We start from the raw sequence: 23823 nt of genomic DNA on the forward strand, positions 1-23823 counted from the left end.
ATGGAACAAATTGAATTAATCAATCAGTCATAGCGAAAATCTATTAATAGGCTGGTTTTAAAGCATAAAATTAGTGCCGCCCCGCCTGCGCGGGAACGTGACTGACGTACAACACTCAAACCGGCATTATCCGCCGGACAGATCCTCAGGACAAAAAGGCCGCTCGACGTGCGGCGTGTTCCGGCGTCGCCCCAGCCACACCTTGACTAAGTGCTTCTTGTTCGAGCGAGACGGAAAAAGGCACCTCGGTGGACGCACGTAGCTGCCGTTTTGTTAACGCCAGTGTCTTCGCAGGTTCCTGCGCCACGGCCACCGCCAGCGCCTGCACAGCATTCATAAGCTCATCTACAGGAACCACATGAGTGGCTAACCCGTAGCGTTCGGCCTCTTGCGCTGTGATCTTGCGACCCGACGTGGCCAGTTCGAAGGCCCGCCGGTAGCCCGTCGCCTGTACAAGGTGCGCAGAAACACCACTGTCAGGAACCAAAGCCATCTTTCCAAACGCACAAGCCATTGACGCCGCCTCAGACATCACGACAAGATCACATGCCAGCGCGAGGCCCATACCCGCCCCGACTGCCGCGCCATTAACTGCCGCAATGTAGGGTTTGTCTGATCTCACGATGGCCGCAATCAACGGATTGTAGGTCCGAGCAACCGTGTCGTGGCAGTTCTCTAACTCGCCTGCTTGTGAGAGATCCTGTCCTACACAAAAGCCCCGACCGTTTCCCGTGAGGACAATCACGCCCACATCGTCAGCGGCCTCTAACTGTTGGAGCTCCGCTAGGAGCGACAGACGCAAATCTTCGTCTAACGCATTCAGACTAGCGGCACGGTTCAACATAATGGTTGCAACCCCTTGCGCGCGAGTTGTCAAAAATTTTGGCGCAGTTGTCCCTGTCATGACTTAGTCTCCTCTTTAGGCGGTGCAGCGTAGGCCAGAGCGTCGGTATGAATGTCACTGGCTTCGCGGCCCATGATGGAATAGCCACACGCGGGATAGTCAAACCCATCGAGTTCGGTCGAGTTTGGTTTTTGCTGATAATATGACCGAATTTCACGGATCATCCCGTCCTCAAATACAAACCATTCGGCGCCCCGCGTCACGACCCGTGCAGCCCCAGCCGACGGTTCCCAAAACAAGGACCATTCAATCACCGTCTGTTCGCCAGCGGTAATTGCGTGATCCACGACCCAGCGGGCATTGATGTTGCGGGTCACCTTGCGCCAGTACCGCGACAGATGTTCGCGACCGCCAACATGCTTGGACCCAATATTCGGTTTGAGAAAATAATGCACCACATCCGGATGCAAGGTTTCGTGTAGCAGTTCGAGATCACCAGACGTACACCCGTTATAGTAGCGCTTGATCGTTTCGACGTTTTTGTCAGTTAGTGCTTCTTCACTCATTGCTGGATCGCCTTCAATTCAGTGAATTCTTCGATGCCGAGCGCGCCAAACTCGCGGCCATACCCGGATTTTTTGTATCCTCCGAACGGAGCAGCCGGATTGAAACGGCCGCCATTCACGTCGACTTGTCCGGTTCTGATCCTTTTGGCTACTGCGACAGCCCGTTCCTGGTCAGCGCCCCAAACTGCACCTGCCAAACCGTAGGCACTATCATTTGCAATGGCGACGGCCTCGTCTACGCTGTCATATGGAATGATAACCAGTACCGGCCCAAAGACCTCGTCTTGCGCTATCGGGCTTTTGTTGTCGACATCTGCGAAGATCGTCGGATGCACATAAAAACCACCTTCGGGAACTTCCGCAACGGCAGCACTTCCACCATAAACCAGACGCTCGGACCCTTCGGCAGCCTTTATCATTTTCAGCACCGAGGCCATTTGGGATGCACAAGCGAGTGGCCCCAACCGCGTGCCTTCATCCATTGGGTGCCCCAATGTCAGTTTTTTTGCAGCAGTTATGGCTAGCTCGATAACCACTTCCTGACGGCTCCGCGGCACCACAAGACGAGTCCAGGCCGAACAGGTTTGCCCCGAGTTCAAGAAGCAATTGTTAACGCTGGTTTTCACCGCCTTCTCGAGGTCCGCGTCGTCAAGTAAAATACTGGCCGACTTCCCGCCAAGCTCTAACGCCACTCGGGTGATATTATTCGCCGCAGTCTTGGCAATTCTGCTGCCCACCGCCGTCGAACCCGTAAAGGATATCAGATCAACGTCAGCATGGCCTGACAAAGCATCACCAATGACGCGACCGGGTCCTGAGACAAGATTGAACACACCTGCCGGTAGTCCCGCTTCCTCAATCGCGTCCGCCAATATGAATGCGCTCAACGGAGCGATATCTGCGGGTTTCGCGACAACGGTACAACCGGCGGCCAGGGCTCCGCCAACCTTGCCGACGAGCTGGTGCAGCGGATAGTTCCAAGGCGTGATCGCAGCCACCACACCCGCCGCCTCGCGGCAGATCGATGAATTGCCAAGTTCGTATTCCCACTCAACTTCGTCAATAGCGCGGACAAAACCACCGAGGTTGGTCACCGGCAGACCAACTTGAATGGCGGACGCCATCTTCAGCGGCATACCGACTTCCTGCGCAATGATTTCGGCAAGGGCGACTGCCCGACCAACAACTCCATCCTGTATTTTCATGAGATAATCGGCCCGAACCGAAGGCGGTAGGTTCGACCAACTTTCAAAGGCCGCCCGCGCAGCTTGGACGGCAGCCTCAATATCAGAAACTCCCCCAGACGGTACGTGCCCCAATACTGATCCATCAGCTGCATTGATCACATCGGTTAACACCAACCCGTTTTCGGGCGCGCACCACCTGCCATTTATGTAGAGACTGGAGCGGTGAGTGAGCCTATTATCTAACATATCGATTACTTTCGTGATTGTGGAAACCTTGGCCGGTTTTACGGCCGAGCTTTCCTTGAGCAATGAGGTCATGGAACCGCTTGGCCGGCACGAGGCGCGGATTGTCGTCAGTCTGAGCCATTGATCTTAGGGCGAAGACCATAACGTCCAGACCGATCATATCGATCAGGGCGAACGGCCCCATTGGGTGACCGGCAACTTCGGTCATCAATATATCAATCTCTTCAACGGTTGCCCCCACCTCTAGGGTGCGCACCGCATCATTCAAAAACGGAATAAGCAGCCGGTTGACGAGGAAACCACGCTGATCGCCGCAGCGCACAGGAACTTTTCCTATTTCGCGCACCCAGACAGTGGCGTTCTCGACGAATCCTTCCGGCGTCCCCGGCGGGCAGATAATTTCAACAAGCTTCATGGCTTGGGCTGGGTTGAAAAAATGAGCGGCGAAGATCACGCGCTCCGATGACACAGCGCTTGCCATATCAGCCACCCGAAACGACGAAGTATTGGTGGCAAACGCGATCGTTGGCGGTAGTTGGCTATCCAACGTTGCGAATAGTTTTCGTTTCTCATCAAGATTCTCGACTACGGCCTCAATCAGGAAATCGACATGAGCCAACGATTTAACATCCGTTCCCAACTGCAACGCGGCCAGACACCGTTCGGCCTCATCAGTATCAATCCGGCCACGTTCCACAGACCGCGCCAGACTGCGGGACACGTTGGTCCGCAGCTTTTCAAGTGAGGACGGGCTACGTCCCAAGACCACCACTGGGCGTCGGCTCCTCAGGATCGCTTCCGCAATACCGGAGGCCATCCGTCCCGTGCCAATCAGGCCGACCGCCCCTTGCCACGTACTTTTGGCTTCCACCTTCGATTGCTCGTTACTGGTTTGGGGCAATACATCCACACCAAAACCACGTCGTTGATGCTCTGGTAGGTCGGCCAGACAGGCTAACGGCCCCTTTGGGTAACCGGCTCCAAGACACATCGACAGATCAATATCGGCAGGCGTCGCAAAACCCATCTGAATCATTTCAGCGGCATCGACGAACATACCTGACATCAACCTTTGATGTGGATCGAGGCCTTCTCCTTCAAGAACAGGCGGCGGAAAATCCAGTCTATTTGCATCGGTAACGCTCATGGTCTTCTCCTTGGACAGCATTCAAACGCAGCACATTGTTGAGCACGGCGATCTTTAGGTATTGTGTGACAATCATCAGCAGCTCGGCACATTGTGTTGGCGGGTAATATTTGACCATTCTGGCCCATGTTTCGTCACAGACGTCATGCGATCCGTGGACCTCATCCGCCAAAGCCAACAACACACGCTCTTCGGGCGGATACCCTTCTAGATCGGCAGCCGGATCCGCCAACAGCTCTGCTTCCATGGCAGTGATTGCCGCAGCCTTCGAGAAAAGCGCGATATGAAGCGCGACTTCAGCCTGTGCACCAGCCTGTACCAGCACCCGAAGGATCAAAAGTTCCCGTTTGCGAACGTCTATTTCACCGGTCAGACAGCAGGTGGTCGCCGTGGTCAGATCGCGAAACGCCTGTGGGCTGTGCGCCATGGCCTCGAACAGTGCCATCGGTGCCCCATCCGGCCAAACGTAACGGTCAAGCCGCCCGGCCAACTCATCTGGCAACGCGTCGGGCCGGGTCATTCTGGAGCCAGCAGTCGCCATTACGCCACTCGTATCTCAGAGAGAGTCTTGGAAACAATAAGGCGCGCGCCAGTCGCAGCCTGAAGGTCATCAATCGACAGACCCGGCGCAATCTCTTGGAGCACAAGTCCTGATTTGGTGACATCGATCACGCCCATATCGGTTATAATCCGGTCAACCACACCTGCGCCCGTCAACGGTAGCGAACACTGCTCGACCAGCTTATGCGCGCCTTTTGAGGTAACGTGCTCCATCGCGACAATCACATATTTCGAGCCGTGAACGAGATCCATGGCCCCCCCCATGCCTTTCAAAACACTACCCGGTACGCTCCAACTTGCCAGATCGCCCGCCTGCGACACCTGCATGGCACCAAGCACAGCAACGTCGATATGACCGCCACGGATCATCGAAAAAGACGTGGAGGAATCAAAGTAAGACGCGCCGGGAAGGACAGTCACAGTTTGCTTGCCCGCATCAATCAGATCCGCATCAACGGTCGCTTCGCTCGGATGATCCCCGACACCAAGAATGCCGTTTTCGCTGTGCAGAACCACTGTCATTCCTTCAGGAATGAATGCAGGAATTTTTGTCGGCAAACCGATCCCCAAGTTCACGTATTGCCCGTCCTTCAGTTCCTGTGCAGCGCGGGCCGCTATTTGATTGCGATTGAGTTTCACAGCATGACTCCCCATTCTTCAGCACGATCCCGCAAGGTCAGACGGTCGACGCGTTTTTTCATGTTTTCGGGCAGCTCAAAGACATGCTGGACAAAAATACCCGGCAAATGGATCTCTTCTGGGGACAACTCTCCCGGCTCGACCAACTCTTCGACCTCTGCAATCGTCACACGCCCCGCCATAGCCGCCAGCGGGTTGAAATTTTGTGCACTTTTGGCGAAAACAAGATTACCATGTCGGTCGCCTTTGGCAGCGTGCACCAATGCGAAATCACCGCGGACGGCGCATTCCATTACATAGGTTTCACCATCGAACTCTTCGGTGCGCCGTTTGGGGCTTTCCAATACGACCGCCCCGTTGGCCCCATATTTCCAAGGCATTCCGCCATCCGCCACCATGGTGCCGACACCTGCTCTGGTAAAAAAGGCGGCTATGCCAGCGCCACCAGCGCGCATCCTCTCTGCGAGCGTTCCCTGAGGCACCAGTTCAAGCTCGACCTCGCCAGAAGCGTATTTTTGGGCAACCACGGAATTATCCCCAATATAGGAGGCCGTGATCCGTTCCAGCTGGTCGTTTACCAACAAGCGACCCAATCCATAGTCATCTGTGCCGCAGTTATTAGCCACCAGTTTAAGGCCTTTGATATCGGTCTCTGCTAGAGCATTGATGAGCGTAATTGGTGTCCCGCAGGCTCCAAAGCCACCGACAATAATTGTATCGCCATCTCTGACCAAACCGACCAAATCCTTGATGTTAGACGATTGTTTATCCATCTACATAATTTCCCTTTTTATCTAATTCTTGCTTCAGGATTTTCTGTTGCCCATATCAACGTAGTCACGCGCTGCTGCGCCCGTGTACAATTGACGCGGCCGAGCGATCTTTTGATGCGGGTCCGAGATCATCTCGCGCCACTGGCTCACCCAGCCAACCGTCCGTGCAATTGCAAAAATTGGCGTGAACATCGAAGTCGGAAACCCCATAGCGTCCAAAATGATCCCTGAATAGAAATCGACGTTCGGGTACAGATTTCGCTCGATGAAATAGTCGTCTTCCAACGCGATCCGTTCTAGCTCTGTCGCGACTTCTAGTATTGGGTTAGACTTTGTACCCAAAAGTTCGAAAATCTCATGTGCAGACTCCTTCATGACTGTCGCACGTGGATCATGGCTTTTATAAACTCGGTGACCAAAACCCATTAAACGGAACGGATCGTTCTTGTCCTTGGCGCGCTTGATAAACTCAGGAATGCGGTCCTTGGTGCCAATCTCGCGCAGGGTTTCAAGACAGGCCTGATTGGCTCCACCATGCGCCGGGCCCCAAAGGCAAGCAATCCCCGCCGCGATACATCCGAATGGATTGGCTCCCGAACTCGACGCCAGCCGCACGGTTGAGCTCGACGCATTCTGCTCGTGATCGGCGTGAAGAATAAAAATCCGGTCCATTGCCTTGGCAAAAATCGGATCGATCCGATACTCTTCAGCGGGTACAGCAAAGCACATGTTTAAGAAATTGCTTGCATAAGGCAAATCGTTTTTCGGATAGATCATCGGTTGGCCAATGGAATATTTATAGGCCATGGCAGCAATCGTCGGCAGCTTGGCAATCATTCGGATCGACGCAACTTCGCGTTGCCACGGGTCCGTAATATCTGTGGAATCATGATAGAATGCGGACATCGCACCAACCACGCCGACAAGGGTGGCCATCGGATGCGCGTCGCGCCGGAAGCCACAGAAAAAGTTATGCATTTGTTCATGAATCATTGTGTGACGGGTCACACGGTCTTCAAACTCAATTAGTTGAGCGCGATCGGGCAAATCGCCATACAGTAAGGCATGCGCCACCTCTAGAAAAGTCGACTTCTCGGCGAGTTCTTCAATCGGATAGCCTCGGTGAAGCAACTGCCCCGCATCGCCATCCACAAACGTAATTGCGCTTTCGCACGACGCAGTCGATCCAAAGCCAGGGTCCAACGTGAAAACGCCGGCCTCTTTGTAAAGCGATCTTATGTCGATCACGTCTGGCCCAAGGGTCGGCCGCAAGATTGGAAGATCGATAGACCGACCCTCAATAGTGAGTTTCGCTGTTGCTGCTTTCACATCCTTCATGTCGTCTTACCTCCCAATCTGAAAATTGCATTCACTCAAAATCTACCGCCCAGAAAAGACCCGCGCCCAAGTGAAGGCGCAGGTAAGTTCCAGGGAGGGTAATCAGAGGTCGGCGGTGACTTCTTCAAGCGTTGGCCCCCAACGCATTTCTTCTTTCTGACCCATAACAACCGTCAAAGAGCCAAGTCCTGTCACTTCCATGCGGACAGTGTCACCGGGTTTAGGACGGCGGTCCAACTCCAAGGCGGAGCCGCCACCGACTGTGCCCGAGCCGAGAAGATCGCCGTGTTTCAGGGTATCCCCGCGCGAAATGTAGGCTATCAAATCATCAGTGGTCCAACGCATGGTGTCGGCTTTGCCACTCGACCAAAGCTCATCATTAACCCAGGCCTTCATCTCCATCGAGCTCATGTCCTCGATTTCGTCCATTGTTGTGACCCACGGGCCCACGGCGTAACAGAAATCTTTCGATTGGGTTGGCCCAAGCATCAACAACATTTCGGGATCCTGGTAATCACGCGAACTGAAATCATTAAGGATCGTCATCCCGAAGAGCATATCCTTAGCTTCATCAGGGGTCACATTGTGGGCTTGCGCACCAAGAATGAAGCCGAGTTCGAGTTCATAATCCACGAAGTCGGTGTAGCTGGGCCACATAACCGTACCATTGTGCCCAATCAGATTGGCGGTACTGCCTTTGTAATAGGCCGGCATCTTGTAATGAAGCGGGTGGAGGTTGTGACCCATCTTTTCGAAATACGCTTCGAGGTGCGCACGAAATGAAATACAATCGCGAACGATCGAAGGATCTGCCGAGGGAGCCCAATCGATTCCATCCATGGTGATCGAAGCATCGTCAGCACGGGCCACGACTGCATCGTTTGCTACGTCCAGAAATTGTTTGCCCGTTCCGATGGCTTCGGTCAGACTCGGAGGCAACATCGTATTGGCCATGCGCCAAGACGCTGCATCTGTCGCACCTTGCGACTGCAACAGAAGTGCTTTGGCTTTTGCGAGATCGATGACACGGTTGTTTTTGGGATCGACTGCCACCAAACGGACGCGTTTACCTTCCGGCGTATCGACACGAATTCTACCTATTTTCATTTGTTATTATCCTTCTGATTTTGTGTTGGTTTTATTTGGGACTAACGCAACGACTCGGCTCCACGCGCCGCTTGCACCTTCGATATTGATGGGCAATGCGATGATGCTGAAACCAAATGCCACTGGTAACGTTTTGAGATTGGAAACTTTTTCAATCTGGCTATAGGGGATGTCGCGCCCGACAAGATGCGATTCCCAAAGCTGGTGTCGGTCGCCTTCAAGGGCGTCGGCCACCATTAAATCAAACGGCCGATCAAGGCCCCAGGCATCAATCCCGATAAGCTTGACTCCACGATCAAGAAGATATCGCGTGGCACATTCCCGCATCCCGGGATGCAGCTGATCGTACCCGGGCTCACCGAAATGCTCCGAAACATCTGTGCGAATGAGCGCGATGTCTTTTGGCTTGATCGTATATCCGATCCGTTCGAGCTCACGTTCGACGTCTTCGGCACGAATGCCTTCGTTGCGATCAATTTTGCGCATATCCAATACAAACCCATCACCCAGAAACCATTGCAGTGGCAGTTCATCGATGGTCTGCGCGGGCTTTCCGGCACTTGTCGGGGAATAATGCCAAGGCGCGTCAACATGGGTGCCTGCATGGGTACTCAGCGTCACCACTTCCTGCGCCCAGCCCAAACCGTCGCGCCAATACTCGCTCCCAATCCCGAAAATATTCGCCGATTTTTCTGCGGTCTCCACATGATCGGCATATTCGATCTTGTGCGGCATCTTCTCGTACTCGGCAGTCCGGTTGGACAGACGATACGACAGATCAAACGCAAGCCAGTCTCGTCCGGCAAAATTGATTGGTTCACCGGATGGCGCCAAAAGGGTTGTTAAGGGGGAGGCCGCAGAGGTCATTTATTATTCTCCAACTTAGATTCTCCTTGTGCGCGATTTATCAAATCGAGCACCCGCGCCGGGGTTAGTGGTGAACTCGATATCTTCACCCCAAGCGGACGTAGTGCATCCTCGACCGCCAGTACGATCGTCGTTGTGGTCGCGATACTACCGTCTTCACCCGCGCCCTTGGCGCCGGTTGCAGTCGCTTTTGATCGTGTCTGCATGTGTTCAATTTCCAGATCCGGGGTCGACCAAATCGACGGCATCCCGTAGTCTTTCATCGTTTTCGTATGCGGTTTGCCAGCGTTGTCATAGGCAATTTCCTCGAACATGGTCCCGCCAAGTTGTTGCATGACCGAACCCATAATCTGGCCATCAAGCAGCATGGGATTGAGCACCGTTCCGTGATCGGAAATGAGCCAGAGCTTTAGGATCTTGACCCGACCAGTCTTAATATTAACCTCGACCTTCGCCGCCTGTGCGCCACCTGGATTAGCGGGATACAGTTGACCACGGCCCAATTCGTCGAACTCCCAGCTCACGTCTGGATGAAGATAAGTTCCGATCTCTTCCAAAAGCGAGGAATCTGCCCCCTCCAGCATGATCCCGGAACCGGGCTGGAAATAGACCGAATAGGCCACCTCCTCATAGGTGCAGGTCTCGTTTGTCGACGGTGTTGTAAACACGCCATTTTCGACACTAACATCGCCAATATCGCATTTTAGGATACGCGATGCTGCAAGCTTCATGCGTGGTAAAATTTTTGCTGCGGCGGCTTCTATGGCCCCAACTGCGTACATTGCACCTCGGCTCGAATAGGTGCCCGAACCGAAGGGCCCTTCGTTGGTATCACCGAACTTGACCCGAACCTGATCCGGACGACATCCCAACAGGTCAGCCGCAACTTGGGCATAAACAGTCTCAATTCCCTGACCGAGACTGGTCATGCCGGTAAACACCCGCACCGTCCCATCCGAATTCACCCGAACCGAAGCGCTCTCGTAACTCTGAAACATCGTCCCCGGAAACGCGGCGCCCGCCGGCTCGATATACGGCACGATGCTATAGCCAATGTATTTGCCGTTCGCCTGGGCTACGGCCTTTTCCTGCTCGAGGCTCGGAATGTCGATCTTGTCGACAAGCTTGCGATAGCAATCCCGCGAACTACTGTCCTCGATGGTCGGTCCAGTGGCGATGCGATAGGGAAAGGACTCAGGAAAATTGCGTTCGCGGATATCCACCCGATTGATACCTAGCTTTTCGGCGGCTCGTTCCATCAGCAGCTCACTCGCGAGGTTGGCAATGTCTTTGCCGTAGCCTCGATAGGCGCCATAGGGTGGCTTATTAGTGACCGCTGCCTGCGCCAGCATCCGATAGTTCGAGACGTCGTAAATGCTACTGCCATAGACGCTGCCGTTAATTGGCATCCCCAAACCACCGGCCCGTTCCGCCCCATCGCATCCAATATCGCTGAGGACGTGAACGTCCATAGCAAGAAGTTTGCCGTCAGCATCAAAGGCCCCGCGAGTCCGTAGTCTGAAATCGCGAGCATGAGGCCCCGCACGCGTCCAAGATGACCGAGGCTCAATCCATTTAACAGGCCGACCGAGGATACGCGTCGCGGCTACGGGCAAATATTCGGCATCAACGCCGAGCTTGCCACCAAAGCCACCACCAATATCGCCCGTAAGCACCTGAATGTCGGTTTCCGGAATACCGAAGGTTTTCGAAATAAACATGCGGAACTGGTGCGGAATCTGAACAGAGGCCCGTACGATCAGAGAATGCTGATCCGAATCCCAAGATGCCAAAACCCCACGGGTTTCCATCGGTTGTGCGGAATAGCGTTGCGATGAAAACACTTCATCCATGACCAGATGCGCCGTCTCGAAAGACTCATCAACTTCACCGATCGTAAATGGATAATGGGTTTGCAAATTGTCGCCCCACTCTGGATAGAGCAGGAATTCAGGCTCATCGCTGGTTCGGGTGGCCGAGGTTTCCGGATCGGTGATAACCGGTAAAGGATCGTAATCCACAAAAACCCGCGCTGCGGCATCTTCTGCAATTTCCGGTGTCTCGGCCAATACCAGCGCAACTGGCTCGCCAAAAAAGATCGTCTTTTCGTCCGCGATAGGCATTCGGCGTGGCAACTTGAACCCAAAGGCATCCATGGTGGGCGACATCGGCCCACAAACTTTCGCAATATCCGCACCGGTCAAAACCGCGGCAACGCCAGGCATGGATTTCGCCTGGGTAACATCTATGTTCAGGATACGGGCATGTGCCTGCGTCGATGGCACAATCGTCATGTGAAGCATACCAGGCATCGTGAAATTATCCACGTAATTGGCATTTCCGCGCAGCAGACGGTCGTCTTCCTTGCGCGACGTCGAACGCCCGACGTGGCTCTCTCCGGCTAAGACATCACCAGCATCAGCCAGGGGTTCAGCCTCCCCAGCGGCGACTTTTATCGCACGAATAATATTACTGTACCCGGTGCACCGACAGTAGTTGCCCCCAAGACCTAGCTTGATCTGCTTATCTGTAAGCGGTTCTGGTCCGCGGTCCCGCAGGAGCGCTTCGGCGGACATCAACATGCCGGAGGTGCAAAACCCGCATTGCAGCGCATGGCAGTCCCGAAAAGCTCTTTGTAACGTCGTGAGCTCACCGTTTTCCGCAAGGGCCTCGACAGTGCGCACCGTCGCACCGTCGCACTCCACAGCCAGCCGTAGACAAGATTTTGTTAACTGCCCGCCGACATCAACCGTACATGCACCGCAGGCCCCTTCCTCACATCCAATTCTTGGCCCTCGAAGGTTGGCGTCCTTTCGCAAAAAGTCGACCAAAAGCGTCCGCCCTTCGACATTGCCGGAAACGGTCTTTCCATTAACCTCCATCTGCACAGCAATGAGGTCTGAGTTATTGGTGCCTGAAATATTGGTCATGCCTTCGCCTCGCGATATTCAGCTGCGATCTCAACCAATAGCTCTGCTATCAGCGCTAATTTGAACTCCGGCGACCCCTGACCGTCTTCGATAGGCGCTACCGGACGCGTGGATAGTGCAGCCATGAAGGCCTCTGAAGTCGCAGGTTCTTCAAGGTTGGCCATCACTCCGGCGGCGCTGGGAACAAGTTGTGGGCGCTTATCAAGGCCCCCAACTGCGACCCGCAATTCACCGTCCACCTCGGAGACGGCAATATTTACGATGCAGACGTCATTGATCTGGCGGGAAAATTCACGATACGTAGAAAACCCAAGCCGTGTAGTGCCAGGACAGGTGACTGACATCACCAGTTCATCTTGCAAAACATTTGCACGATATCCCGCAAAAAAGTCATCGATTTCGATGTCGCGACGGCCCTTCGATCCAACCGCACTAACAACCGCCTTCAGCGCAAGAAACGCGACCGGATAATTCGCCCTCGGATCGGCCCAGCAAAGTGACCCCACAGCAGTCCCCTGAGCCCGGATTTGCGCATCCGCAAGCGCAGCACCTGCCTCTCGCAAAACGGGGGCCACCTCTGCAATTCCGGGCCAATTCATGAGCCGATCAATGGTGACACGCGGACCTACGCGGATGCCTGTGTCTGCGACCTCTACCGTTGAACTCAACTCCGGTATGCCCTTGATATCCACAAGGGCTAATGGATTCACAACGCGCATTCTAAGGGTTGGAATGATGGCTTGCCCACCGTTCAAAACCATTGAGTGGGCACTCAAAAGCTCCAATGCCCGCTCTACCGTTTTAGGGCTATGGTATGTTATTGGCTTAGGTCTCATTGTGTGGCACCCATATGTTTCTATAAGTAGCTTAAGGGGTTAGACGTCAGAGCGTCTAATTGATATTATCAATGACGTTGTTGGTTCGAGACGCCCGCGCCAACTCGCAAGCCTTAAAAATAGCCTGCACGGCTCCCCCTTCAGACAACTCGCACTCGACACCGGAAACGAATTCCATCGCGGCGTCGCGGATCATCTTGATTGCCTCGAGTTCCTGCCCCGCAAATGCAGACAATTGGCGTGATACGACCACCAATCGCGGGGGCCGGAACGTCAATTGAAGAGGACGCACCCACAAATCCTTAGTAACTGTTAGTTCACTCAGGGCATGGGCAGGCAACACCGCACACCAATGTCCTTGACGCAGATGAGACATTACAATCTGAACCGATTCAGTACTCATTCGTGGCACGTCGTTACTGGACGCGGCGTTGAGAAATGCCTCAATCGGACCAGTATAGCAGCCGCTCGGCAGATGGCATAATGGCAGGCTGGCAAGATCATCCAAAGTCGGATTGAAATTATCTGGAACCACTCCCCGTTGGGCTACAACATAAATCTGTTCATCGAAAAGATGGGCCAGCACCTCAAGATCACCATGAACTTGATCAAGATAAGTAATCCCGACATCCATATCACACGCCAGAATATCCCGCGTAATATCGGTACAAGTTACGGTTTTAGACTGAAGGGAACAGGATAGATGTGACTGGCTGAGTTTCGTGGACAAACGAGCTACCATTTCGACACCGGACGGAACAGTGCCAAACACAAGTGGCATGTTCGACTTTTCACGAAACTGGGCGAGCGCGCCGTCCATCTTACCGCGCAGAAATAGAAGATTGCGCGCATAATTCACAACGATTTCCCCTTCTCCCGTGAGGCCCAAGTATCGTCGCTGACGGCGTATCAACTCAAAGCCAAACTGGCGCTCTAGCTCTTTGATTCCGATAGACAACGTGGGTTGAGTTACGCAGCATTCGTCTGCCGCCTTGCCAAAATGACCATGCTTGGCGACGGCCACTAGGTATTCGAAATGTTTCATTTGAATCTCCCCTCCCTAGGCCACAAATTGCTGCCTCGGAATTTATAATACGATACGTGTCGTATTGTAAAGGGGGAGAAGAAAGGGCGGGAGGTAAGCTAAAGTCAGATCATTTCTAATGGATGATGTGGGAGGTACTGCTGCATCAATTTTTCTTGGCGACGACCTGAACCCTGAGTGCCCGCCAGCTTTGCGCGGTGTCCTTGGGGTTAGGTCTGTGACCTTATCTGGCTGGATACTCTGGCGTATGCGCTAACGTCAGACACAAACAGAGTAATACTCATCGACTTGGGTTTCCTATAAACTGGATAGTGATCGGCGGCGTTGCAACTGCTCAAACAAGCTGAAAACCAACGACAATACCAACCCTCGCGTTATTGAATTTGGCAGCGGAAATCATCTCTCCCAGGTCGCGGTGTAAAACTGGTCTACTAAGTTATCCTTTGTCGTGCGCTTTGGCGCGAGTGCTTGTCATATAGCTAACGCGTGCCAAAGCGCATGTTGGCCCTTGGGGCCAACATTATTCTGGTCTTAGTTGGGCTTTGATTATTGTTGTTTGTTTAGGCTATATTTGAGCCTGTAACTTTCGCCGTTCATCTCGAGAATGTGGACGTGGTGGGTTAGTCGGTCGAGCAACGCGCCTGTCAGCCGCTCGGAGCCGAAGACCTCGGTCCATTCATCAAATGGCAGGTTCTGTCCCCCAGAATACGCGCCACAGCGATCTTGGTATTGTCGTAAAGAATGGATTGGGGCCCTCTCGGCAGATTGCTACGCAATCGCCTGCCGGGTAATAAATGCCGCCGAAGAACGCAAAGGCAGTCACATGGCCATCACAAAAGGCTTCCGTCGTCTCCGCCGGATACCCCTTCACAAACACCGCATCAGAATGCGGCAAGCTCATCACAAAGAAGTGGACTTTGCACTCCACCCCGCCGATTACGCCGAGGGTCTCGCCAAAATCAACCTGTGCGTGCCCCGGTCGATGCGACAACGGCACAAACACCTCTTTGATGCGCCGCTTTAGCTCACGCACGTAACACGTCATCGTCGTGAGGCTACCTGCATACCCATGTTCGTCCACTGCCCGGCAGTCGAAACGCAGTTTCGATGAGAGGAGCGCAGTCGTTCAAAAATGCGCTTAGACGTGTGACGCTGTTTTTGATCAGGGCTTTGTCTGTGCGCAGTATCTCGGCAATAAGACCAACATAACCGTCAAGCGTTGGCCGGCGTGGCACTTCTGAGCGCCTATACCCTGGTGGCAGTTCATGGCGCAGCATCTTCGCGATCGTCTTACGATTCTTGTTGAAATAACGCGCCGCTTCTCGAGCAGACATACCGTTCTTCAAGCAAGCACGGCGCACACGATTATAAATATCCACAGAATACATCTCTCGCCCTCCGACTAAACGAAGGACACAAACTGGCGGATTTATACTCCGCTACAACTGCGATGCGCAGCCGCTTCTGTGGCCCATTATTGCTCCGCGTTTTACAGGTTTTTACCAAAAAATTACGCAAAAACCGCCTCACCTTGTATAGTTTATTTACGTCCAATAAGTTTGCAATCATGTCTGGTCGTATGATTTTGTGCATCACTGGACAGAAGACGGTCGTGCCTTTCGAACATTGAATATCTTGGATGAACATATAACACGAAAACTCTGACTCCTGACGGTATTGAGCAAGTCCCCATAAGCTGCGTCAGTTTACAAACGTCCTTATCTTTTGGTCACACGTACTTTCACATAACCCAAGAACGCTTGTTCTGCAGAATGCAGTCGCGGGTGGCCAGAGGCCGCCCAATAGGCACGCCAATCCGCCTCAAGCGCATAGACGTCCCAACCGGGTGCTATATCGCGAGCGCGATCGAACACAGCTCCAGGCAGCGGCCCAAGCGTCGGTCCATCGCTTTCCAACACGCGCGCGCGCGTCATAAAGCGGATGATGTCGCCCTCTTCTTCTGCAATCTCATAATCAGGCAGCTGATTGGCCTCAATCATATCGCGGATCATTTTGCGAAACACGCGGCGCGGACTGGCCGATCCTGACTTTTTCAACAGCGTTGACACTGACACCCGCCAATAGTCTTGCTTGCCACAATGTTTACGCGCCAATTCATAGACGCGCCGCTCCAGAGGTTTGCGCAATCTGAAATAATCGCGGCTGAGCGTCAAAACAGATTTCGACATAACGGCTCTAAACAGCCATTCAGACAAGGTGACTGAGACATTCAACATCCGCCCGCCGCGGGTCTTGCGCTCGATTTTCCAACTCTCAATCAGGCCAAACCCAGACGTCACCTCATGATCACCAACCACGATGTTGGTTTTGATCCGCGTGCCCGCGAGACGGTCAAACGCTTCCGTCAAACGCCGGTAAGAATCCCCACTGGTTTCACGATTGGTGGCCACCAAAAGGTCATGGGCGGTCAAGGTCAGTGTGCGACTGATCGCGCGTCCCATGTTGAGCGCTGCCATCAATTGGCTAACGCAAAAAATCAAAATATCTTTGTCGTGAATCGTCGCCAGACCTTTGACAGAGGGCGTGACCTCAATCTGGGTTCCGTTATGCTCGTAAGACAAAATACGTCGATCAGGGCGTGTCGACAGTGAGAACATCGGATGTTCCATCGTCGCCAAATCATCCTTTGGAATTGCATCAAAGATATCGCAAAGAAAGAAATCTATTTGCGGATGCCGATCGGGTAAAAGCCCCCCTGCTCCCGCAGATGTCATTGCGCCTGCCATTCTTGTCCCTGACTGCTCATCATTGAAGCGAATTCGCCATTTCCCCTTCGGGGTTTTATTAACACCCAGCTTAAGGACCACAGCTAGAAGGGTCCAGTCTTTCCAACGTGGGTTCAGAGTCGCTTGAACGTGGGTTCAGAGTCACCTTATCGAGGGTTCAGAGTCACCTATTATTTTCAAATCGGCTATTTTTTGTTTTATATCATATAGATAAACAATTCACCTTGACCCCTTAACTAATAAATAACTTAAATATAACACTGCATTTTTTTCCAAAGGCTCACCTTACGCCTCGTGACATTCCTCAAAACATCCATTTTTTCAACAAATTGATTCTCAATGATACGGTTTTACTTCCATGTATCGCTTTTTGCAGTATTCTAAAGAAAACGTGGCACATGAGGTTTGGCAATGACCAAAGACGGCACCATCCAACCCCCCTATTTTAACATCGATCCCGATCAAGCCATGCTTGATCTCGAAGCGCCGGTGAACACAAAAGGCTTTGCCAGTATCGCAGAAGCCTGCAGTCGTGGCCGTGATGATCTTGCTTCTCGAGGCATGAACGAATCCGGTCACAAAAAGCTTAGACTATTTTCCACATGGGAAATCACTCGTTATCTCATCCCTCTTGCCACACCGCATTTCAGACGCGTGTTGCGCTCAAATCCAGACTTACCTCAAGGCAGCTCTGAAACCGATGGCGGTGCAAAATGGTTCACCCTTGATGAAGTTCTCAAACTGCGCGCGCATTTCGCGGCTGAGGGATCTAAGAGCAAAGAATATGTTCCTTACCGACCCAAAGGCCTGCCTGCCAAAATCGTTGCTGTCGCAAATTTCAAAGGTGGTGTTGGTAAAACATCTACTGCGGCGCATCTGGCCATGTCAGCGGCTTTGGATGGATACAAAGTTTTGGTCATTGATCTGGACAGCCAAGGATCGATGACCTCCATCTTTGGTGGCAAGGTCGAGGACGAATGGGGCACTGTGTTCCCTCTGCTGGCCCGTCATTACGCCACACACCAACGTCAGGCCAACCAGTCCCGTATGGATCGCGGAGAGGCCCCTGTGCCCCTTGATGAGACGCTCACAGAGGCCTTGAAGATCAAAGCCCAAGATGTGATCCAATCCACCCATTGGCCAAACATCGATTTGATAGGCGCGCAGCTCAATTTGTATTGGTCCGAATTTCAAATTCCGGTTTGGCGTATGCAGGGACGCGGGTGGAAACTCTGGGATGCCCTCACAGATGTGCTGGAGGCCGACGGGGTGCTGGATGACTATGACATCGTGTTCCTCGATACCCCCCCTGCCCTTGGCTATCTGACGATCAACGGTTTAGCCGCCTCGGATATCCTACTCGTCCCCCTTGGGGCCTCATTCTTGGAGTTCGATTCAACCGGCCGTTTCTTTGACATGCTGCACTCCACCTTCCAATCTATTGAGGACGGGGAAAACATGGCGGCGCGGGCTTTGGGCCGCGAGGAATTGAACTTTGAATGGGACGCCGTACGCACCGTGATCACCCGCTACGATGGGGCACAGCAAGGTGAGTTAGGGTCTTTGATGCAGGCTTACTTGGGAAAAACGCTGTCCCCGCATAGACAAGACTTCACCGCTTTGATTGGCCAAGCTGGCGAGCAGGTGAATGGTATTTATGAAGCCGACTATCGTGACTTCAACCGCGAGACCTATGCCCGTGGCCGCCAGACCTTTGATGAAACCTATGCCGCGTTTAAACGCCTGCTCTTGGGCAGCTGGCGGCGGGACGAGATAGACGCACAGGAGATGACGCATGGCGAAACGTAAACGACTGACCCCTGCCCGTTCAGATTTTCTTGGTGGCAATGACCAAATCGACCCAAAGGCAGCCGATATCGATACGCGGGCCCCTGAGACCAAAGCGATGTTTTCAATGGGCGTGGCCAAAACGACAAGCCGCCCGCCGATCGCGCATGTCGCAGGCGAAGCGGCACTGACCGCGGCGCTCACTGAGATGACCGACATGGTGGCCAAGGCGCGCTCTGAAGGCCGTATCGTTGAGGTTCTGGATTTGTCGCAGATCGATATGGGGCATTTGGTACGAGATCGCGTTCATGTCCATAGCGATGACCTCGATGCACTCAAATCCAGCCTAAAAGCGCGTGGGCAGCAAACACCCATTGAAGTGGTGGATCGTGGTGCCGGCACTGAACCGCGCTACGGCCTCATCTCTGGCTGGCGCCGTATGGTTGCGCTGTCCGAGATTGGCGCGCCTGAGGTTTTGGCGATTGTACGTCAGCCCAAAACCTCTTCGGATGCCTATGTCGCGATGGTGGAAGAAAACGAAATTCGCTCTGACATCAGTTTCTATGAACGGGCACGTGTCGTAGTCAAAGCTTTGGAGGAGGGGGTCTATACAGACCCTAAGCAAGCCCTTCAGACTCTGTTTTCAAATGTTTCGCGCGCGAAACGTTCCAAGATTAAGAGTTTTATGACTCTTGTTGAGACTCTAGATGGGGCTTTGCAGTTTCCGTCTGCCTTGAGTGAACGCACGGGGCTTGAATTGGCCAAAAGAATTCAGGCGGACCCTGCCAATGCTGAGGCGATGAAGGCGCGGCTGGCGCAAGCAAAGCCGACATCGCCTGAAGCAGAGATTGCTGTGCTCTTGACTGAAGAGCGTGCTCGCAAAACAGTCCCGACCCAAGCTTCCACTCAAATCAAAGTCACCTTCCACCCAAAGGATGGCCGTGTGGAATTGACTGGGGATGGCGTTGATGAGGCCCTGATAAAGGATTTGAACCGCTGGCTGAAAACACGCCGGCCGTAAAATGTGCCTTGCCAATTCTTGGCATTTTGTTTCGCATGCGAAACAAAAAATAGATCACGTTGTGATTTTGATAAGACGCGCGGAACTACAGCCAAATCGCGCTGGCTTGCATGGCGCGCACGACGCCAGGCTGGCCGTTGACACCCATGCGGGCGAAAAGTTGTTTTGACGTGCTGCGGGTTGTTTCTATTGTCCAACCCAGCGTTTGAGCTGCGTCACTCAGGCTAAGGCCATCGCACAAGGCTGCCGCCAATCGGGCTTCGCTACGGTTCAGATCAAAGGCGGCCATGATCCGTGACAAGGGCAGGGCGCTGGCCGTCAGATCATGACGTATCCGTCCGACCAAAGCCTCAGTGCCAGCATGATGCTGGGTCGAGAGGATCATTTGCACCCGTGGGGATGAGCAAAGCCAGACATTGTGTGGGCCAGAATTCCCGTTTGCAACGGCGCTTAAAGTATCTCGAAAATCCCGTGCAGCCACAGGCGTAAGGCGTAACCGGCCTTCCGCACTCAAGCCAATGTCTGCCACTTTCTCAAGCTGTCCTGCCAGCCCTGAGGCCATCGCAGTGACTTGACCTGTGGGGGTAAACACAATCCATCCCGCGCCGAGATCGGCACAGATTTGATGCGCAAGGTCCGCTTGCGCACGCTCACGATTGAGGCTTTGCCATGCCCGAACAGCAGGGGCGAGATAAGGCAACAGGTTGGACAGATGTTGGCCATCTATTGCGCGAAAATCTTCTGTGCGACGTTTGAGGGTGATTATACCCCAAGCATCCGTCGCGACCCTCCAGCGTATGGCCCGCAGCGGTAGATCCGATTCGAGCGCACTAGGGTGGTCTGATTGAGAGTAAACGCGACTGGTGCGCATCCGGTCGCTTGCGCTTATATCCGCGGCCCCCAAATCATCGCCCACTTGCCAGTTTTGCACGGAACGATTGTTTTCGATCAGGTGCAACTCTGCGCTGTCTGCATGGGTGATATCTGCCAGCACCTCAAGAAAGTGTGTCCAAGCCTTTGGGGGAGGTGCCGCGTTCGGTCCAAACTCGACGCGGGCCTCATCTGGCAAGCCTGTTGAGGCCATAAACAGCGCTGTAAGAAGTTGCGTTTCGTCTGACATATGGCCTCATTACAATATACCTCCCATATGGGGGGTGATTACTGGGGCGGGCAAGGGTAAATACAGGTAATACTCAATTTAGCAGATTTAGAGAGGGCCTATGGCCAACAAAACCCTCACACACCTTCAGCGTTTGGAAGCCGAGAGCATCCACATCATGCGTGAAGTCGTCGCCGAGACAGAAAACCCAGTCATGCTTTACAGCGTTGGCAAGGACAGTGCTGTCATGTTGCATTTGGCGAAAAAAGCCTTTTACCCATCACCGCCGCCCTTTCCTTTGCTGCACGTTGATACAACTTGGAAATTCCAAGAGATGTATAAACTGCGCGACAAAGCGGCCAAAGATGCTGGCATGGAATTGTTGGTTTACCAAAACCCAGAAGCGCAGGAACGCGGTATCAACCCGTTTGACCACGGCAGCTTGCACACCGATATGTGGAAGACCGAGGGTCTAAAGCAGGCGCTTGATAAATACGGCTTTGATGCAGCCTTTGGTGGCGCGCGTCGTGATGAGGAAAAAGCGCGTGCAAAAGAACGTGTGTTCTCATTCCGCTCAGCCAATCACCGTTGGGATCCGAAAAACCAGCGTGCTGAGCTTTGGAACATCTACAATGCGCGCAAAGCCAAAGGCGAAAGCGTGCGGGTGTTCCCGATCTCCAACTGGACCGAATTGGACATCTGGCAGTACATCCATCTGGAAGGGATCGAAATCGTTCCTTTGTACATGTCTGCGATGCGCCCAACTGTCGTTCGCGATGGCTTGACCATCATGGTTGACGACGACCGTTTCCCGCTGAATGGCGAAGAACCTGTGATGCGCTCTGTGCGGTTCCGCACCCTTGGGTGTTACCCGCTGACGGGGGCAGTAGAGAGCGAAGCCACGACATTGCCTGAGATCATTCAGGAAATGCTGTTGACCACAACATCCGAGCGGCAGGGCCGCGCCATCGACCACGATCAAGCGGCTTCGATGGAAAAGAAAAAGCAGGAAGGCTATTTCTAAGCGCTTTACGCGCCAGATATCGCCCTCTTTTTTGCCCTTTCAGTTCAGGTGACTATTTATGACGACCCCGGATCCTATCTATAAAACCGATGCTTTGATCGCGGAAAATATCGATCAATATCTTGAAACGCATCAGCATAAAACCATGCTGCGCTTTATCACCTGTGGCTCTGTCGATGACGGTAAATCCACATTGATCGGGCGGCTTTTGTATGACTCCAAGATGATCTTTGAAGATCAACTTGCGACCTTGGAAGCAGACAGCAAACGCTCTGGCACCCAAGGCGAAGAAATTGATTTCGCGCTTTTGGTTGACGGTTTGGCTGCAGAACGCGAGCAAGGCATCACCATCGATGTGGCCTACCGTTTCTTTGCCACTGAAAAGCGTAAATTCATCGTGGCCGATACGCCTGGTCACGAGCAATACACACGCAACATGGTAACAGGCGCTTCAACGGCTGACCTTGCCGTCATTTTGATCGACGCGCGCAAAGGCATTTTGACCCAAACCCGCCGTCACAGCTATCTCGTGAAACTTCTGGGCATTCGCCACGTTGTTTTGGCTGTGAACAAGATGGATTTGGTGGATTACGATCAAGATAAATTCAACCAAATCGTTTCTGATTACCGCGAATTTGCGGACACGATCGGCATCGAAGACTTCACAGCTATTCCGATTTCTGGCTTTAAAGGCGACAATATCACAGGCGCGAGTGAAAACACGCCTTGGTATAAAGGCACATCCTTGTTGCCGCACCTTGAAACAGTGTCTGTCGAAGATAGCCTCGAGCAAGCCGAACCGTTCCGCATGCCTGTGCAATGGGTGAACCGTCCGAACCTTGATTTCCGTGGTTTTTCTGGCCTGATCGCCTCTGGCACAGTGCGCCCCGGTGATGAAGTGCGGGTTTTGCCATCAGGGAAAACATCAACCATCGACAAGATCGTCACCTTTGATGGCGACCGCGACATGGCTGTTGCCGGTGAATCTGTCACACTGACTTTGGCAGACGAAATTGACTGTTCACGCGGGCAAGTGATTGTCGCCTCCAAGTCGCCGCTTGAAGTTGCTGATCAGTTTGAAAGCACATTGGTGTGGATGGACGAGCAAGAGCTTGTTCCTGGCCGTGCCTACTGGATGAAAATCGGGTCACAAACCGTTTCAGCCACCGTACAAGAACCCAAATACGAAGTGAATGTGAACACGCAAGAACACCTTGCATCCAAGACATTGGATTTGAATGCCATCGGCATCGCTAATATCACGACAGACCGCGAAATTCCTTTCGCATCCTACGAAGAGTCACATGATCTGGGCGGGTTTATTCTGATCGATAAGATCAGCAATCAAACTGTCGCGGCTGGTATGTTGCACTTCTCACTGCGTCGGGCGCAAAACGTGCATTGGCAAGCCACTGACTTGGGCCGTGATCACCACGCCTCGATGAAGCACCAAAAAGCAGCCGTGCTTTGGCTGACAGGTCTGTCTGGATCTGGCAAATCGACCATCGCCAATATCGTTGAGAAAAAGCTGGCGCGGATGAACCGCCACACATTCTTGCTGGATGGTGACAACGTGCGTCACGGGTTGAACAAAGACCTTGGCTTTACCGAAGCGGACCGTGTGGAAAACATCCGCCGTGTCGGCGAAGTGGCCAAGTTGATGACAGACGCAGGCCTGATCGTGATCACCGCGTTCATTTCGCCTTACCGTTCAGAACGCGAAATGGTGCGGTCTATGATGCAGCCGGGCGAATTTGTTGAAGTGTTTGTCGATACACCTTTGGAAGTGGCCGAAAGCCGCGATGTCAAAGGCCTGTATGCGAAAGCACGTGCGGGTGAATTGAAAAACTTCACTGGCATCGATAGCCCTTATGAGCATCCTGAATCGCCAGACATGCGGATCGATACAACTGCAATGACACCTGAAGAGGCCGCAGACGCGATCATCGCACGTCTTATCCCGTAAGGCGCTGCTTTAAACGGAAAGCCCGACGCGCCGCATATGGCCGCGTCGGGCAATGACTTCATTGCAGTTTGTTTCGCACGCGAAACAAACTT

19 protein-coding genes and 2 pseudogenes are annotated in these 23823 nt (G+C 53.2%); 4 read left to right on the forward strand and 17 right to left on the reverse strand.

What is annotated here, in order from left to right; translation table 11 throughout:
• Positions 1-145: 145 nt before the first annotated feature.
• The 16 genes and pseudogenes from KO497_RS10615 to KO497_RS10690 form a co-directional block, all read right to left on the reverse strand.
• Positions 146-904, reverse strand: coding sequence for an enoyl-CoA hydratase/isomerase family protein (locus KO497_RS10615; RefSeq protein WP_215943951.1), 759 nt, complete (start codon positions 902-904; stop codon positions 146-148).
• Positions 901-1410 carry a nuclear transport factor 2 family protein gene (locus KO497_RS10620; RefSeq protein ID WP_215943952.1) on the reverse strand — a complete coding sequence of 170 codons (510 nt, stop codon included), beginning with the start codon at positions 1408-1410 and terminating at the stop codon, positions 901-903. Before KO497_RS10620 ends, KO497_RS10615 begins: the two co-directional genes overlap by 4 nt.
• Positions 1407-2915, reverse strand: a complete 1509-nt coding sequence (locus KO497_RS10625; protein ID WP_215943953.1) for an aldehyde dehydrogenase family protein — start codon at positions 2913-2915, stop codon at positions 1407-1409. Before KO497_RS10625 ends, KO497_RS10620 begins: the two co-directional genes overlap by 4 nt.
• Positions 2833-3990 carry a 3-hydroxyacyl-CoA dehydrogenase family protein gene (locus tag KO497_RS10630; RefSeq protein WP_215943954.1) on the reverse strand — a complete coding sequence of 386 codons (1158 nt, stop codon included), beginning with the start codon at positions 3988-3990 and terminating at the stop codon, positions 2833-2835. Before KO497_RS10630 ends, KO497_RS10625 begins: the two co-directional genes overlap by 83 nt.
• A complete protein-coding gene (locus tag KO497_RS10635; RefSeq protein WP_215943955.1) occupies positions 3968-4510 on the reverse strand; it encodes a carboxymuconolactone decarboxylase family protein in 543 nt (180 codons plus the stop codon). The genes KO497_RS10630 and KO497_RS10635 overlap by 23 nt, the downstream gene beginning before the upstream one ends.
• Before the next feature lie 20 nt (positions 4511-4530).
• Positions 4531-5190, reverse strand: a complete 660-nt coding sequence (locus KO497_RS10640; RefSeq protein ID WP_354668109.1) for a 3-oxoacid CoA-transferase subunit B — start codon at positions 5188-5190, stop codon at positions 4531-4533.
• Positions 5187-5963 carry a CoA transferase subunit A gene (locus KO497_RS10645; protein ID WP_215943957.1) on the reverse strand — a complete coding sequence of 259 codons (777 nt, stop codon included), beginning with the start codon at positions 5961-5963 and terminating at the stop codon, positions 5187-5189. The genes KO497_RS10640 and KO497_RS10645 overlap by 4 nt, the downstream gene beginning before the upstream one ends.
• Before the next feature lie 33 nt (positions 5964-5996).
• Positions 5997-7301 (reverse strand): citrate synthase, encoded by a 1305-nt coding sequence (locus KO497_RS10650; protein WP_215943958.1) that lies wholly within the window; start codon positions 7299-7301, stop codon positions 5997-5999.
• A 102-nt stretch (positions 7302-7403) separates the two neighbouring features.
• On the reverse strand, positions 7404-8408 hold the full coding sequence (locus KO497_RS10655; protein WP_215943959.1) for a fumarylacetoacetate hydrolase family protein: 1005 nt from the start codon (positions 8406-8408) through the stop codon (positions 7404-7406).
• A gap of 6 nt (positions 8409-8414) precedes the next feature.
• On the reverse strand, positions 8415-9275 hold the full coding sequence (locus tag KO497_RS10660) for a cyclase family protein (protein WP_215943960.1): 861 nt from the start codon (positions 9273-9275) through the stop codon (positions 8415-8417).
• Positions 9272-12205: a molybdopterin-dependent oxidoreductase gene (locus KO497_RS10665; protein ID WP_215943961.1), complete on the reverse strand. Its 2934-nt coding sequence runs from the start codon at positions 12203-12205 to the stop codon at positions 9272-9274. Before KO497_RS10665 ends, KO497_RS10660 begins: the two co-directional genes overlap by 4 nt.
• The gene (locus KO497_RS10670) at positions 12202-13041 is read right to left on the reverse strand and encodes an FAD binding domain-containing protein (protein ID WP_215943962.1); all 840 of its coding nucleotides are present in this window, start codon (positions 13039-13041) and stop codon (positions 12202-12204) included. The genes KO497_RS10665 and KO497_RS10670 overlap by 4 nt, the downstream gene beginning before the upstream one ends.
• Before the next feature lie 55 nt (positions 13042-13096).
• Positions 13097-14086, reverse strand: coding sequence for a LysR family transcriptional regulator (locus tag KO497_RS10675; protein WP_215943963.1), 990 nt, complete (start codon positions 14084-14086; stop codon positions 13097-13099).
• A 546-nt stretch (positions 14087-14632) separates the two neighbouring features.
• A pseudogene (locus KO497_RS10680) lies at positions 14633-14779 on the reverse strand (ATP-binding protein); the annotation flags it as partial.
• Positions 14780-14781: 2 nt separating this feature from the next.
• Positions 14782-15474: pseudogene (locus tag KO497_RS19145) on the reverse strand (hypothetical protein); the annotation flags it as partial.
• A gap of 330 nt (positions 15475-15804) precedes the next feature.
• Positions 15805-16833, reverse strand: a complete 1029-nt coding sequence (locus KO497_RS10690; protein ID WP_215943965.1) for a replication initiator protein A — start codon at positions 16831-16833, stop codon at positions 15805-15807.
• A 411-nt stretch (positions 16834-17244) separates the two neighbouring features.
• Here KO497_RS10690 and KO497_RS10695 point away from each other — a divergent pair, with 411 nt between their 5' ends.
• On the forward strand, positions 17245-18642 hold the full coding sequence (locus tag KO497_RS10695) for an AAA family ATPase (RefSeq protein WP_215943966.1): 1398 nt from the start codon (positions 17245-17247) through the stop codon (positions 18640-18642).
• A complete protein-coding gene (locus KO497_RS10700; RefSeq protein ID WP_215943967.1) occupies positions 18629-19642 on the forward strand; it encodes a ParB/RepB/Spo0J family partition protein in 1014 nt (337 codons plus the stop codon). Before KO497_RS10695 ends, KO497_RS10700 begins: the two co-directional genes overlap by 14 nt.
• Positions 19643-19727: 85 nt before the next feature.
• Here the strand turns inward: KO497_RS10700 and KO497_RS10705 are convergent, their stop codons facing one another.
• Complete coding sequence (locus tag KO497_RS10705) at positions 19728-20762, reverse strand: helix-turn-helix transcriptional regulator (protein WP_215943968.1); 1035 nt, start codon at positions 20760-20762, stop codon at positions 19728-19730.
• 100 nt (positions 20763-20862) lie between these two features.
• On the opposite strand from KO497_RS10705, the gene cysD reads away from it, so the two are divergent.
• A complete protein-coding gene (gene cysD, locus KO497_RS10710) occupies positions 20863-21765 on the forward strand; it encodes a sulfate adenylyltransferase subunit CysD (protein WP_085849642.1) in 903 nt (300 codons plus the stop codon).
• A 58-nt stretch (positions 21766-21823) separates the two neighbouring features.
• On the forward strand, positions 21824-23731 hold the full coding sequence (gene cysN, locus KO497_RS10715) for a sulfate adenylyltransferase subunit CysN (protein ID WP_215943969.1): 1908 nt from the start codon (positions 21824-21826) through the stop codon (positions 23729-23731).
• The last annotated feature ends 92 nt before the right edge of the window (positions 23732-23823 follow it).

The sequence above is a fragment of the Pacificibacter marinus genome (assembly GCF_018860665.1).
GTDB lineage: Bacteria > Pseudomonadota > Alphaproteobacteria > Rhodobacterales > Rhodobacteraceae > Celeribacter > Celeribacter marinus_A.